The organism is Vibrio sp. AH4 (assembly GCF_030710545.1).
Lineage (GTDB): Bacteria > Pseudomonadota > Gammaproteobacteria > Enterobacterales > Vibrionaceae > Vibrio > Vibrio metoecus.
In genome coordinates, this window is record NZ_JALAIV010000001.1 from 2,374,889 (window position 1) to 2,390,282 (window position 15,394).

A 15,394-nucleotide genomic window follows, 5' to 3' on the forward strand; every position below is an offset into this window, starting at 1 on the left:
TTCTATTCACTTTCCTGTTGCATCGCCTCAAGCTCTTCCCAACGCTCAAAAGCAATTTCGAGTTCCTGCTCTGTTGCAGTTAACTTGTCTAAAATGGGTTGTGTTTTATCGACAGGCTGACTGAAAAAGTCTGGATTATTGACAATGTCTTGTAACGCTGCGATCTCAACTTCCAGCTCTTCTAACTTTTGTGGAAGAGCTTCAAGTTCGCGTTGCAGTTTATAAGATAACTTCTTCGGCTTAGTTTTCGATGGTGCGGATTTGGGAGACTCCTCAACCACTTTTTCCTTTTTGACGATATTTTCAGCAGCTCTGCTTTGTAAAACTTGGGCACGTTGTTGCTGTGCGTCGTGGTAACCACCGACAAACTCTTCAATTTTGCCATCGCCTTCGAAAATCCAACTTGAGGTGACGGTGTTATCTACGAATTCACGATCGTGACTGACGAGCAATAAAGTACCTTGGTAATTGGCAAGCATTTCTTCCAAAAGTTCCAAGGTTTCGATATCTAAATCGTTCGTTGGTTCATCAAGCACCAATAGGTTGTTGGCTTTGAGTAAAATTCGCGCCAGTAACAAGCGGTTTTTTTCACCACCAGAGAGCGCTTTTACTGGGGTTCGTGCACGTTTTGGTGAGAATAAGAAATCTTGAAGATAACTTAGTGCGTGACGAAGACGTCCACCCACCATGACTTCTTGTTTTCCATCCGCGAGGTTATCAATAACGGTTTTCTCAGGATCAAGCAGTTCACGATATTGATCGAAATAGGCGACTTCGAGCTTAGTTCCACAGTGCAGTTTACCGTTGTCGGCTTGTAAATCGCCAAGCAGGATTTTTAGCAGCGTACTTTTACCACAGCCATTGGGGCCAATAAGTGCAATGCGGTCACCGCGCATAATGTTAAAGCTAAAACCATCAACAATCGTTTTGCCACCAATCGAGTAGTGAAGATTTTCGCCTTCAAAAACGATTTTGCCTGAGCGGTTAGTATCATCAATTTGCAGGTTAACTTTGCCCTGCACTTCACGACGTTCACTGCGTTCTTGGCGCAGGCGTTTTAATGCACGCACTCGCCCTTCATTACGAGTTCTACGTGCTTTAATCCCTTGACGGATCCAAACTTCTTCTTGAGCGAGCTTTTTATCAAATTCTGCATTTTGTAGTTCTTCAACACGCAGCATTTCTTCTTTCTCATTCAGGTAATTTTCATAATCACCAGGAAATGAGCTAAGTTTGCCTCGATCTAAATCCACAATTCGAGTTGCCATGGATTTGATGAAAGCACGGTCGTGAGAAATGAAGATGATAGAGCCACGAAAATCTTTTAGGAATCCTTCAAGCCATTCAATAGTGGTGACATCAAGATGGTTTGTTGGTTCATCAAGAAGCAGCACATCAGGATCACAAGCTAGAGCACGCGCTAGTGCTGCTTTACGCTGCCAGCCGCCCGAGAGGTCTGTGAGTTTGGTGTGCCCATCTAATTTTAATGAGCCTAATACGTTTTTAATTCTGTCTTCAAAACGCCAAGCACCAGAAACTTCAAGTTGCTCCTGAATATGGGCAAGTTTGTTAATATTCGATTCGGTTGGATCGGTTGCGACGAGATCTAATTGATCTTGATAGATCTTTAATTGTTCGCCGATGCCTTGTAGACCGCCGGATACATAGTCAAAGACGGTTCCCGCTTGGTTACGAGGTGGGTCTTGTTCTAAGCGCGACACAACGACATCTTGCATGATTTGCATTTTGCCGTCGTCCATTAAAATTTCACCGGCAAGCACTTTCATGAGCGTAGATTTGCCAGCGCCATTACGGCCGACTAAACACACCCTTTCATTTTCTTGTAACGCAAAATCCGCGCTATCCAATAATGGGTGATCACCAAAAGCAAGTTGACCGTTATGGATGGTAATTAATGCCATTATTCTGTAACCACTCTAGTAATTCTTGTAAGTTAAAAGGCCAATTCAGTTCGTTATCTTGGTAAACCACAACCGGTATGGTGACCCCGTAACGAGAAAATAGTTGGTCATCAAATGCAATATCTATAATCTTGAGCTGTTCAGCCAATCCCGCTTGATCAAGCAGCTCATAGGCCATCTCACAGAGATGGCATCCTTCCGTGCTATATAGAGTTATCATTCATGCCTTAATTTTGATGGGTGATCAACCAGCAGTTATGGATCTGTTTATTACGCTCAAAATCCAGTGGCAAGGTCTGATGCGAAATATTCTGCGCATTCAGCCCCAAGCTTTGTAGCGCTTCCAAGTCCATTTTGAAATGACGTTTATTGTTAGAAAATACAATAGTGCCTTCAGGGCGTAACAGACGTTTGAGGTTTGTCATTAAAGTGACGTGGTCACGCTGAACGTCAAAGGTTTGTTCCATGCGTTTAGAATTAGAGAACGTCGGAGGATCGATAAAGATAAGATCATATTGACCTTGCGCATTGGCTAACCATTGGAGGCAGTCAGCTTGAATGTATTGATGCTGGCGTCCTACTTGTCCGTTGAGTTGCATGTTTTCTTTTGCCCACTCAAGGTAGGTTTTTGACATGTCAACCGTGGTGGTTGATTTTGCTCCCCCACAAGCCGCATGGACAGTGGCTGAACCTGTATAGGAAAACAGATTCAGGAAATCTTTCCCTGCGGCCATTTGGCCTAAACGACGACGGGTGATTTTATGATCTAGGAACAAACCGGTATCGAGATAATCATAAAGATTGACGATCAGCTTTACGCCATATTCATGAATCTGCATGGTTTGTGCTTGTTGTCCAAGCTTCTCATATTGAGAGGTGCCCTTTTGTCTCTCGCGGACTTTAAGTACAACATTGTTTGCATCTACGTCTAACACTTGAATTGCAGCGCGGATGATATCGGTTAGACGACGCTTCGCTTTTTCTTCCGGAATATCTTTCGGAGCCGCATATTCTTGAATCATGAGGTGATCTTGATAAACATCGATTGCCACATTGTATTCAGGCAAGTCTGCGTCATAAAGACGGAAACAGTCTAAGCCTTCGCGCTTTGCCCATTTGCCAATTTTGTTGAAGTTTTTCTTCAGACGGTTAGCAAAATCGGGAGCAATTAGAGATTCTTGAGCCGTACTGCTGTTTTCAGTTGTGGTCAGATTATTGTCACGAACTGCGATTGTGTAATTTTTCTGGTGACAAGGTAACGCACCATTGTTCAGTTTGAATTGTTTATCTGCACGCATACGCAAACAGCTGAGTAATTCGTCTGAGCTCGAAAAAATAGAAGCTTGGCAACCACCAAACTCTGCTTTGAGTTGCGCGCCGAATGCCGTGTAAAGTGCAATTAAGCCTGGGTGTGTACCTAAACGCTCACCATAAGGAGGGTTACAAATTACAATACCTTCCGCGAAATGCTCTGGGCGCTTTACTTTTGCTGCATCACCCACCGTAAAGGTGATTAACTCTTCCACGCCAGCACGACGAGCATTGTCTTTAGCTGTTTGTAAAACACGGCTGTCGTTGTCTACGCCATAAAAGTGAGTGTCAACTTTTTTGACTCCACGCTTACCTTGTACGCTAGCTTCCGATTTTACACTTGCCCACAGTTCCGGATCGAAATCTTCTAATGATTCGAATCCCCATTTCTTGCGCTGCAATCCAGGAGCAACATTTGCGGCCATCATTGCAGCTTCAATAAGTAAGGTACCAGAGCCGCACATCGGGTCCATGAGAGGTTTATCTGCTTTCCAACCACTACGCAGAATAATTGCTGCCGCTAAAGTTTCTCTTAGTGGTGCTTTACCTGCCTCTGTTCGATAGCCACGCGCATGCAAACCAGAACCCACCATATCAATACCAAGTAATGCGTTTTCTTTGTGTAAACGTACGTGGATATGAAGATCGGCAAGATCTTTACTGATCGATGGACGAGGTAGGTTCTTCTTAGTAAAGCAGTCGACAATCGCATCTTTAACCTTCATCGCGCCATATTGGCTGTTACGAATCTCTCGGTTAGTACCATTGAAATCGACGACCAGTTTTTTCGAACTATGGAAATGGTTAACCCAGTTAACCGAAGTCGTTGACAGATAAAGGTCTAAGTCGTTCTGGCATTTAAATTCAGCCACAATACGAACAAATCTTGATGCGAGACGGCTCCAAAGACAGCAACGATAGATCTGCTCATTGGTTGCTTTAAATTTAACCCCGGCCTGAACGGGTTTTGCATCGTTGATCCCCAGTTGGGTTAATTCTTCAACTAATAGATTTTCAAGGCCGTTAGACGTCACCGCTAGATACTGATTCATAGTGTTCTTTTGCTGATAAAAATGGTCTCAGATTATAACTGACAATGTGAACCATACCTAAAGCTAACTCATCAACAAGATAAAAAAACTCAGTTTTATCCTGTCTTCTCAGTGAAAGCCAACCTCATCTAAGAATGTTGTCAGTGTGCACACACTCCTTTTCTATCCATTGACTGATAAAGCTCCTGCCACTCATCTGACTATTTATTCACTCTTAATTTGGTATATACCAGTGTGGTTTTTACACTGTAAATAAATTACAAAGCAGCTTAAACGGGGAATTTTTGTTGGGAAACATTAATGTGAAAGCTATAAAGGGATTTCTTAAGCACAGAATGAATGTTTGAAATTTGTACCAAGCTCACAATGTGTACTGAGCTGCCTTGATATTTGAGGCAAAAAAAATCGGCTTACGCCGATAAGAAATGAAGGAACGAAATGAGAAAGGAACGAAATTTTACGAAAAATCTAACTGACCATGGCCATTGGTTGTGTAAGGAAAAGTGTATTAGCGTCAGACATTCTGTCATGCATCACTTTAATCACTTGGCCAAACTCTAAGGTCTTGTTCTCGTTAAGAGCAAATGAAACGAGATCGGTATAAGCACAAAGGCTAGCATTCTCCCCTACTTCCAATGCGATAAAAATGCCATCATTGAGCCCATTACGTAAGCTAATGAGATCGCCTTGTTCTGGAAGATACTGAGCGCTCTGTGAATCAAAAAACCAGCTTTTAGGTTGTACTGGCTTGTGAAAACGCTTGGCAGCGATACAGTAAAGCGCCAGTTCGGCTTTGCGAGGTTCACTTAACGGAAGACAAGCGATTCGTTCTTTATACAACTGAAAGTCTGAGGCATCGTCTACCGTAAAGTGGTTTTCTGCAAACGCACAATCCACCAAAAGATTTCGGCTCAGGTTTGTACGAAATAGCATATCGTCACCAAGGTTGAGCATCAGATAACCTTCATTATCTGAGTAATACCAACTCCATTTGTCACTTGGTTTAAGCATTGTTCCACTCTCAACGATACATTTAGGGGACTAGGTAAAACGCTTAAATTACCTTTGCCTATGAATACCGGTAATTTTATGAGGGCGTTCAGAAAAAAAAAGAGGAAATGCGCTACGCATTTCCTCTGTAATTCAGACTGTTCATTTGGAAAAACTAGAGGTTTTTGACAATATCTGCGACTAAGCGTGGACCTTGATAAATAAAACCGCTGTAAACCTGAACCAATGTTGCCCCCGCCATCAGCTTTTCTTTAGCGGAGATGTAGGAGTCAATCCCGCCAACACCGATGATCGGAATTTCTTCACCCAACTCTTTATATAAGCATTTGATCACTTCCGTGCTGCGGGTTTGCAATGGACGCCCGCTTAGGCCTCCGGTTTCTTCCGCATACTTCATTCCTTCGACCAGTGAGCGATCTAAGGTGGTATTGGTTGCAATCACACCGTCAATCTTATTCTTCAATAAAGACTGACAGATCTGTTTGATTTCATCGTCACTTAAATCTGGCGCAATTTTTAATGTCAGTGGCACATATTTATCATGCTTAGCGGCCAGTTCTGATTGGCGCGTTTTTAAAGCGGCAAGTAATTCATCGAGCGCTTCACCGTATTGCAGTGAACGAAGTCCTGGAGTGTTAGGTGAAGAAATATTCACGGCAATATAACCAGCGTATGGATAGACCTTATCCATACAGATTAAATAATCCTCTACCCCTTTCTCAATCGGAGTGTCTTTGTTTTTACCGATATTGATCCCGATGATGCCATCGTATTTAGCGCGTTTAACATTCTCAACCAAGTGATCAACACCAAGATTGTTAAAACCCATACGGTTGATAATGCCTTCCGCATGCACTAGACGGAACAGGCGTGGTTTATCATTACCTGCCTGTGGTCTTGGTGTAACCGTACCAACTTCAACAAAACCAAAACCCATTGCGCCAAATGCTTCAATGCACTCGCCATTTTTGTCGAGTCCTGCGGCTAAACCGACTGGGTTCTTAAAGGTGAGTCCCATGCATTGAACAGGACGATGAGGAAGTTGTTGACGATAGAAGAGATCGAGAGGAGTACCGGTGAAACGTTTGAAATTAGAGATGGCCAAATCATGTGCTTTTTCAGCATCCAATTGAAAAAAGCCAGCTCTGGCTAAGCGGTAAAGCATAATGCCTCCGAAAGAAAAAAGCCCCGAATAAACGGGGCGTTATTATTGACTCATTCGTCAGGCAATTCAATGCTTATTCTGAAGTAAGGCAGTTTAAGTTGAGCAAAGTCAACTCTCGTAGTGCCACGGAGAACTTAGCGAATTCATGCACGCTACCTACTTTGAATTCATTAAGAATGTTTTCCCAACGCGTGATCGACACTTGGTTTCGCTCCAACCACTTATCCAGTGCCGGCTCAACACTGGTTAAGTTACCACTGAGTACCTGAGCGGTTAATTGACGCTGTTGCCAATCAAGATCTTCTCGGAATGAAGCCCTTGCGAGCGCCTGCCAATGGTTATCAACAGCCTGTTGATTGATCTGTTTTAAGAACCAGTGCAATGAAAGTCGATCTCCTAAGCTAAAGTAGAGTTTGGCGGTTTGAGCGACTGCCGTGTTTTTCTCTTTAGCAACACTGGAAATATCCAATGCGGAATAGAGGCTAGAGAGACGTGCCACGTAATGAGCAAGCTCTTTCTCGATCCCCTTCTCAATCCATGTTTCAGCCATGAGTTGATGTTCCGCAATCTCTTCTTTTACCAATACGTGATCAAGCTGCTCGGTGATCGCTTTTACATCATCTTGGTAACGTTCAATCATGCTCATAACGTTTGGTTTGCCAGTGCGGTTACGCAGCAGCCAACGAGTTAAGCGTCGTAATGTGCGGCGCACTAGGAACATCACATCATACTGGGCACTGCTTTGCGCAATGTTGTCTAGGTGGCGAACTTTTTCCAGTACGGTACCAAGGCCATAAATTTCGCGAGCTGCAGCATAAGCGTTAGCAATATCTGTCACGCTTGACCCCGTTTCTTCTTGCAAACGAGTAACGAAGTTGCAGCCCATTTCGTTAACCATTTGGTTCGCTAAGGCTGTCGCGATGATTTCTACTCGTAGCGGATGGTTCACCATTTGCTGTGCATAGTGACCGCGTAACTCCGTTGGGAAGTAGTTAACCAATTGTTTTGCATGAAATTCATCTTGAGCAATTTCTTCACTGGCCAGTTCTTCTTTCAGTGCCATCTTGCCATAAGCCATCAGAACAGAAAGCTCTGGGCGAGTTAAGCCCATGCCCTGTCTTTCTCGCTCAAGTAAGGTTTCATCATCAGGAATGTATTCTAATGCGCGATCTAGGTATCCGTTTTTCTCCATATGGTGGATAAAGCGGATCTGCTCTTTCATCAGAGAAACGCCCTGAGCTTCAGTAACAGAAATGGACTCTGACTGGCCGTAAGCATCTTCAATAACAATCGTTCCGACTTCATCTTTCATTGACTCAAGGATTTGGTTGCGCTGTTTTAGTGTTAAATCTCCGTTTGCAACTAAACCATTGAGGAAGATTTTGATATTAACTTCGTTATCTGAACAGTCCACGCCGCCAACGTTATCTACGAAGTCGGTGTTGACTCGGCCACCTTTCAGCGCAAATTCAATACGCCCACGTTGAGTCATACCGAGGTTGCCACCTTCGCCGATGATTTTGGCATTCAATTCACGGCCATCAACACGCAATCCGTCATTCGCTCGATCACCGACATCGGTATGAGTTTCGATAGACGATTTGACATAGGTCCCGATACCACCATTCCAAAGTAGATCAACTTCCATTTTCAGGATCATCTTGATCAGCTCGTTGGGAGCTAAAGATGCCTTCTTGGTGTTGAGCATTTTCTGCATTTCAGGTGTTAGCGTAATGGCTTTTGCCTTACGAGAAAAAACACCCCCGCCTTTAGAAATCAGCTTAGAGTTGTAATCTTCCCAACTTGAACGAGGCAGGTTGAACAAGCGGTTACGCTCTTCCCAACTGCTTGCGGAATCTGGTGTTGGATCAATGAAAATATGGATGTGGTTAAAGGCCGCCAGTAGACGAATGTGTTTCGACAACAGCATGCCGTTACCAAATACGTCCCCTGCCATATCGCCAATACCGATTGCAGTAAAGTCCGTAGTTTGGCAATCAATACCCATTTCACGGAAATGGCGTTTCACCGATTCCCAACCACCTTTAGCGGTAATACCCATGGCTTTATGGTCATAGCCATTAGAGCCACCAGAGGCAAAAGCATCGCCTAACCAGAATTGGTATTCTGCCGAAACTGAGTTCGCTAAATCAGAGAAAGTGGCTGTACCTTTATCTGCTGCAACCACCAAATATGGGTCATCTTCATCATGACGAACGACATTTTTCGGCGGTACGACTTGCCCTTCAAGGATGTTATCAGTGACATCGAGCAATGCACGAATAAAGCGTTTATAGCAGCGCTGACCTTCGGCGAAGATTTCATCTCGAGTGGTGTAGAGATACTGCTTCTTACACACAAAGCCGCCTTTCGCACCCACAGGAACGATAACGGTATTTTTCACTTGCTGTGCTTTAACTAAGCCCAAGATCTCTGTGCGGAAGTCTTCTTGACGATCAGACCAACGCAACCCTCCACGAGCTACTTTGCCGCCACGTAAATGCACCCCTTCGATATCTGGAGCGTAAACGAAGATTTCAAAAGCCGGCACCGGCGCTGGAATTTCTGGAATATCGCTTGGTTTCATTTTGAGTGATAACCAAGGTTTTGGCTGTTTGTTTTCGTCCAACTGGTAGTAGTTGGTACGCAGAGTCGCATTAATCATTTCCATGTAGCGACGGATGATCCGGTCATCATCAAGGCTTTCAACTTGATCTAACTGTTCTGTGAGGGATTTGATCAGTTCGGCTTGGCCTTTCTCACTACCTTTGTATTTAGGATCAAAGCGATGTACAAAAAGATCCACCAAGCCTTTGGCAAGATCAGGGTGATGGCTGAGCGTATCTTCAATGTAGTGTTGGCTAAATGGGAAGCCAACTTGGCGCATATAACGTGCATAAGCACGCAGAATAGAGACTTCTCGGCCAGAAAGTGATGCACCTAGAATCAGGCGGTTAAAGCCATCGCTTTCCAACTCGCCTGCCCAAATCGCTGCAAATGCTTGTTGGAATCGATCGCGCGCTTCGCGGAGATCAACTTGCTTATCGCTTTTATGCAGCATTGAAAAGTCAAGGATCCAGTATACTTGGCCATTCGCTTTGACCACTTCGTAAGGTGATTCGCCAATCACACGTAATCCTAGGTTTTCTAGCATAGGCATTACGTCTGACAAATGGATAGGTTCATCTTTGTGGTAGAGCTTGAGTCGAACGGCTTTGGAATCTTTTGCCGTTTCTTGCAGGCGATAGAACAACATACCAAGTTTATTGTTCTCATCGAGCGCTTCGAGATGTTCAATATCCGCTAATGCAGAGCCTGGCATAACATCTTCTTTGTAAGAGCGAGGGAAAGCTCGTTGGTATTCTTTTGAGAGAGGCAAGCCGCGGCTCTCGCCAAAATTCGCTACGATGGCTTCTGCGAGACGATCATCCCACGTGGTTGAGGCTTCCATTAAGTTTTGCTCTATTTTTTTCACATCGACGTCAATATTGTTGTTATCAACCCGCACGATATAGTGGGTACGAGCTAAAGAACTTTCGGAGAAATAGGTTGTAAATTCAACCTCTTGCTCACAGGAAAAGTAGTTTTTGAAGATACGTTGGCTTTGGCGACGCAGCTCGGTATTGTGGCGTTCTTTGGCAACATAAACCATGCAGCTAAAGAAGCGACCGAATGGGTCTCGACGAACAAACAGACGGAGTAGATCGCGATCTTGCATCTGCACGACTCCCATGCCTACTTCAAGCAACTCTTCTTCTCGTGCCTGCAGTAATTCATCGCGTGGGTAGTTTTCTAGAATGTTATGCAGTGCTTTGTAGGCATAAGATCCTTGGCGGTAACCACTGGCAGCTAAGATGCGGCCAACTTTTTCACGAATCAGTGGGATGCTTTCCACACTCTGGTTATAAACGGCGGAGGTGTACAAGCCGGTGAAACGATGCTCGCCAATCACTTTGCCTTGGGCATCAAATTTCTTAATACCGATGTAATCGGTATAAGCTGGGCGATGAATTCGCGATTGCTTATTGCCTTTGGTGAGGATCAATAAGAATGGTTTTTTCGCTTCTAGCCTTGCGGAATCTGGGAATTGTGACAGTTTTACGCTACGTACGCGTTCATGCTCTGAAAATAAACCTAAGCCAGCCTCTTGAGTTGGAGTGAGCTCGGTTTCACCATTCTCCTCAATCAAATCAAACTCTTTGTATCCCATAAACGTAAAGTTATGGTTACCAAGCCAACGTAAGAATTGAATCGTTTCCGTTAAACGCTCTGCTTCAATGGGGAGCTGATTATGCTCCGCTTCTAGCTGGTTAATGACTTGTTCAAGCTTGTTAGACATCGGCTTCCAATCTTTAACCACAAGTGCCGTGTCTTGCAGGATATCGAGCAGTTCATTTTTGAGCTCCGTCATCTCTTCTTTGCTACTGAGACGATCGACTTCGATATGGAACATGGATGTCAGTTGACCTTCACCTTGATTGATGCTTTTTACCGAACCATCTTCATGGCGTGCAATGTGTGCGGGCCCGTTTAACATTAAGTGGGAGGCCAATCCTAGGCGGCTTAATGCCATTTTGATCGAATCGACCAGAAATGGGCTATCTGGAAGAACAATTTCTACAATCGTATGGGTCGACTGCCAACCTTGGCGACTGACCGTTGGGTTAAACACTCGTACTGAGCGTTCTTCGGCGGTTTTTTCATTAATATGGTGCCAGAGGCTGAGTACCGCACCATAAAGATCGGACTCGTTACGTTCAACTAAATCGTCTTGCGAAATATTGCTGAACAGGTGTTGTCCAAGTTGAGTCACTAAGGGTTGTTGAGCAAGCTCTAGTTTGTCTTGAATCAGTTGATACACTTTTTCAAGCAAAACTGGCATCAAAGTTTCACGCGCAGTCATGGTCGACTCCAGAATTTGATTCTTATTTTTGTAGGGTGTGTGCAATAAGCATAGTGCTTACTGTGAGTAATGCGGGGTTTATTGTAAGAGTTTTATTGATAAATGGTTAATTGTTTTGGGGTTGTCATGGAGTAAAAGTGTGAGAATGTGACTAAAGTACCTATTTAAACTACTGCAAATTGATGCTTTTACAGAACTTCTAACTTAACGAAACGATTATTTTGGTCAGTTGTTAACCGAAATCGACCTTTTACTCCAATTTGGCTTAAGAATGGCCGTAGGCGAGTAGCTGGAAGTTGTAACCTCAAGCCTTGTTCTGTTATGACCACGACACTGCTCGCCGCGCCAGAATAATGTGCGACAAAGGTTTGATAAGAGATGTTTAGAGAGAAAAAATAGTTGTTCATGCAGGTATGAGGTGGCACTAAGTGCCACCTAGTTTGCCCTTTATTGTTGGCTTATACGTCGAGTGCTTTATTCACTTTTTCAAACAAATCACGCGCAAGATTTTCCATACTTTTCAATTGTTCGAGCTCTTGTTTGATCAATGCTTGGCGCTGTTCATCATAGAGTCGGAACTTAAGTAGTGGATCAATCAGACGTGAAGCTACTTGTGGGTTACTACTGTTAAGCTCACGCAGAATTTGCCCCGCGAAGCGATAGCCTTCCCCTGTTTTCGCATGGAAATTGACTGGGTTAGCATTCAAAAATGCACCAATTAAGCTGCGAGTACGGTTGGGGTTTTTCAAGCTAAACGCTTCATGTTGCATTGCCTGCTGAATCACCTCCAACACTTGAGAAGATGGGTTGGAACCTTGCAAAGTAAACCACTTATCCATCACCAAGCCATCGTGCTTCCACTTGTCGCTGTAATCTTGCATCAAGGCTTCACGGCATGCTAATTGTGCCTGATTGGCGGACGTCATGGCTGCTATGGTATCTGTCATGTTGTTTGCTTGTGCATACTGCTTTTGTACCAATGAGTTGCCTTGTGCTGTATAAGCAAGGTAGCTCAAGCACACGTTGCGTAGCGTACGTTTACCGATTGCTGCATGCTCAATCGAGTATGTGTCTTGCTTTAACGTGTGATACGTTGCGCTGAGCTCATCCTCCAATTCGGTCGCTAGAATGACTTTGATTTGGGTAAGAACTTGAGCAATGGCATCCACATCAACGCGCTTATACCAGCCAGACACTTCGTTATGGCTTGGCAGCGAGAGCATTTCTGCAACAAATTCAGCATCCAAATTATCACTGAGCAAAACACCACGGAAAGCATCGATCACTGCTTCTGCCAGTTCGACTGGTTGACCCTGTTGTACACGTTCAACATTGGTACGAATGTATTTAGCAAGCAACATCTGCCCTGCATCCCAACGTGCAAATTCGTTACGAGCATGCACCATCAGGAAAATCAGCTCATCATCACTGTATGCGTATTCCAATTTCACAGGCGCTGAAAACTCACGCAGCAGTGACGGAATCGGCTGCTGTTTGACCTGTTCAAAGCGGAAGGTTTGCTTAGCTTGTTTCACATCCAGCACGTTAGAAACTGGTTTCCCGTTACACTGTAGCGGAATAACATCGCCATTTGGCGCGTACAGTTCAATATCAAATGGAATATGCAGCGGTTGTTTTTCATTCTGCTCGTGAGTTGGTTCTGTGTTTTGCTCTACCGTCAGCTCATAGCTTTGTGTCGCAGCATCAAACACACTACTCACTTTGAGCGTTGGAGTGCCAGATTGGCTGTACCAAAGACGGAACTGCTGTAGGTCGATACTGGAGGCATCTTCCATCGCGGCGACAAAATCTTCACAGGTGGCTGCGGTTCCATCATGACGCTCAAAATAGAGCTTCATGCCACGTTGGAATTTTTCTTCACCGAGCAATGTGTGCATCATTCGAATGACTTCACTGCCCTTTTCATAAACGGTCAGAGTATAGAAGTTATTCATTTCAATGACTTTATCCGGACGGATTGGGTGCGACATTGGGCTAGCATCTTCCGCAAATTGTGGGCCACGAATGATGCGCACATTGCCAATTCGATTTACCGCACGCGAGCCGAGATCTGAGGAGAATTCTTGATCGCGGAATACGGTTAAACCTTCTTTCAAACTCAATTGGAACCAATCTCGGCAAGTGACTCGGTTACCTGTCCAGTTGTGGAAGTATTCGTGGCCAATCACGGCTTCAATACCGAGGTAGTCGGTATCCGTCGCCGTTTTCTCATTGGCTAGCACAAACTTGGAGTTGAAAATGTTCAACCCTTTGTTTTCCATGGCTCCCATATTGAAGAAATCGACAGCGACAATCATGTAAATATCGAGATCGTACTCTAGCCCAAAACGTTGTTCGTCCCAACGCATAGAGTTGATGAGTGAAGTCATTGCATGCCCAGCACGATCCAAATTGCCTTTATCGACAAAAATTTCTAGCGCAACTTGGCGACCAGATTGCGTGACGTACTGATCGCGCAACACATCAAAATCGCCAGCCACTAAAGCAAACAGATATGCAGGTTTTGGATGAGGATCTTGCCACTTCACCCAGTGACGTCCCGCATCTAACTCACCTTGAGCAATTTTGTTGCCGTTGCTAAGCAGATAAGGATTCTGAGCTTTATCTGCAATAACGGTGGTGGTGTAACGAGCCAGAACGTCAGGACGATCCAAGTAATAAGTAATGCGGCGGAAGCCTTCCGCCTCGCACTGCGTACAGAATGCACCACCAGATTTGTATAGACCTTCCAGTGCGGTATTGGCTTGTGGATCAATTTGAGTGACCACGGTGAGGGTAAAGTCACTCGGTAAACCGCGGATTTCTAAGTTTGCCTCTGTAACGGTGTAATCTTGCCAATCCTGCCCGTTTACCTTGAGTTCTTTAAGCGTAAGCGCTTCACCATCAAGGGTTAAGGTATTGCTCTCATTTTGCTGTTTAATGTGAGATACCGCAGTCACCAGAGTGGCATTGTCATGAAGATCAAACACCAAATCGATATCGGTAATGGTGTGTGAAGGCGGTTGGTAATCAAGACGGTATTTGGTTTGAGGAATGTGAGCCATTGTCGTAATCCTTTTTTGACTTTATGTTCTGTGACAAAACGCTGAGCGTTAAGTTTGTGAGTTTGTAATGCATTAATGAGACAAGATCTTAGGCCTGACGTAATGAATAACAACCCCTAAATGTAAAAAAAGCAGGGAGCTTATCTGTAAACTCCCTGCCACTCTTAACGTTTGCTATTTTATTGAACACGATTCATCACGACGGTCATACCATCATCGATTTCCAAGGTCAGTTGATCTTGATCGAGCACATAGCGGGTATCGTGTTCACCTTCTGAGTACAACAGCACTAACCGATTACCTTCGGTATAATAGACGCCGCGATGTGTTGCTTCATGACCATTGGGATTAACGATATGAAATGAAAAAACAAAATCGGGTTGTAAGGTTAACTGGATCAGGCTGTGATCAACGCCCTGCTCCATGCCCTCAATTTCATTGCTGCTCCAATTACCCGCCAAGGTATTGGGTAATCCTTTGGTGAAGGTAACTCCATTGAGCGTCAATAAATGATGATTGTTTTCGTATTGGTAAACTTGAGGGTCGGAACTATCTAGCCCTAGGATGATGGTTTTCTCATCGGCAGAATAGTCCCCATTCCAATGATCCACGCTGTAATCTTTTTTCTGAATATCAATCGAAAACTGATAATCCGATGCCAAACTTAATTTAATGACTCGGAAATTTTCATTGGACTGTTCAGGATTTGGATTCAGTAGATACCAATCGCCGAGCAATAAAGGTTGATCAAACTGAGTTAAGTCAGCCCGGCTACCAGGAGTAGTATTGGCACTGAGTACGGTGGATGATGCGGTAAACAGTATGCTGATCACGAATGTGAATATCCATTTCATCGGTATTCTCCTCACTTTTTTGTAAGCGTAGGCAGAGAGAATATGAAATGCGAAATTATTTGATGCTCATCACATTAATTTTAAAAGCTAAAAAAGTAAAAAATAAAACGG

At 44.2% G+C, this 15,394-nt stretch carries 9 protein-coding genes; all 9 read right to left on the minus strand.

The window, feature by feature from the left end:
• Positions 1-2: 2 nt before the first annotated feature.
• Positions 3-1,922 (minus strand): ABC transporter ATP-binding protein, encoded by a 1,920-nt coding sequence (locus MKA69_RS11040; RefSeq protein ID WP_305848041.1) that lies wholly within the window; start codon positions 1,920-1,922, stop codon positions 3-5.
• The gene (locus tag MKA69_RS11045) at positions 1,900-2,142 is read right to left on the minus strand and encodes a glutaredoxin family protein (protein WP_055027662.1); all 243 of its coding nucleotides are present in this window, start codon (positions 2,140-2,142) and stop codon (positions 1,900-1,902) included. Before MKA69_RS11045 ends, MKA69_RS11040 begins: the two co-directional genes overlap by 23 nt.
• A 7-nt stretch (positions 2,143-2,149) precedes the next feature.
• Positions 2,150-4,285: a bifunctional 23S rRNA (guanine(2069)-N(7))-methyltransferase RlmK/23S rRNA (guanine(2445)-N(2))-methyltransferase RlmL gene (gene rlmKL, locus MKA69_RS11050; RefSeq protein WP_305848042.1), complete on the minus strand. Its 2,136-nt coding sequence runs from the start codon at positions 4,283-4,285 to the stop codon at positions 2,150-2,152.
• A 468-nt stretch (positions 4,286-4,753) separates the two neighbouring features.
• Entirely contained in the window at positions 4,754-5,296 is a 543-nt protein-coding gene (locus tag MKA69_RS11055; protein WP_305848043.1) for a cell division protein ZapC, read from the minus strand.
• Between the two features lie 154 nt (positions 5,297-5,450).
• Complete coding sequence (gene pyrD / locus MKA69_RS11060; protein ID WP_305848044.1) at positions 5,451-6,461, minus strand: quinone-dependent dihydroorotate dehydrogenase; 1,011 nt, start codon at positions 6,459-6,461, stop codon at positions 5,451-5,453.
• Positions 6,462-6,534: 73 nt separating this feature from the next.
• On the minus strand, positions 6,535-11,364 hold the full coding sequence (locus MKA69_RS11065; RefSeq protein ID WP_305848045.1) for an NAD-glutamate dehydrogenase: 4,830 nt from the start codon (positions 11,362-11,364) through the stop codon (positions 6,535-6,537).
• 188 nt (positions 11,365-11,552) lie between these two features.
• The gene (locus MKA69_RS11070; RefSeq protein WP_009355424.1) at positions 11,553-11,771 is read right to left on the minus strand and encodes a DUF2835 domain-containing protein; all 219 of its coding nucleotides are present in this window, start codon (positions 11,769-11,771) and stop codon (positions 11,553-11,555) included.
• Positions 11,772-11,822: 51 nt separating this feature from the next.
• On the minus strand, positions 11,823-14,429 hold the full coding sequence (pepN, locus tag MKA69_RS11075; protein WP_305848046.1) for an aminopeptidase N: 2,607 nt from the start codon (positions 14,427-14,429) through the stop codon (positions 11,823-11,825).
• A gap of 179 nt (positions 14,430-14,608) precedes the next feature.
• Complete coding sequence (locus MKA69_RS11080) at positions 14,609-15,283, minus strand: hypothetical protein (RefSeq protein WP_305848047.1); 675 nt, start codon at positions 15,281-15,283, stop codon at positions 14,609-14,611.
• Positions 15,284-15,394 lie beyond the last annotated feature (111 nt).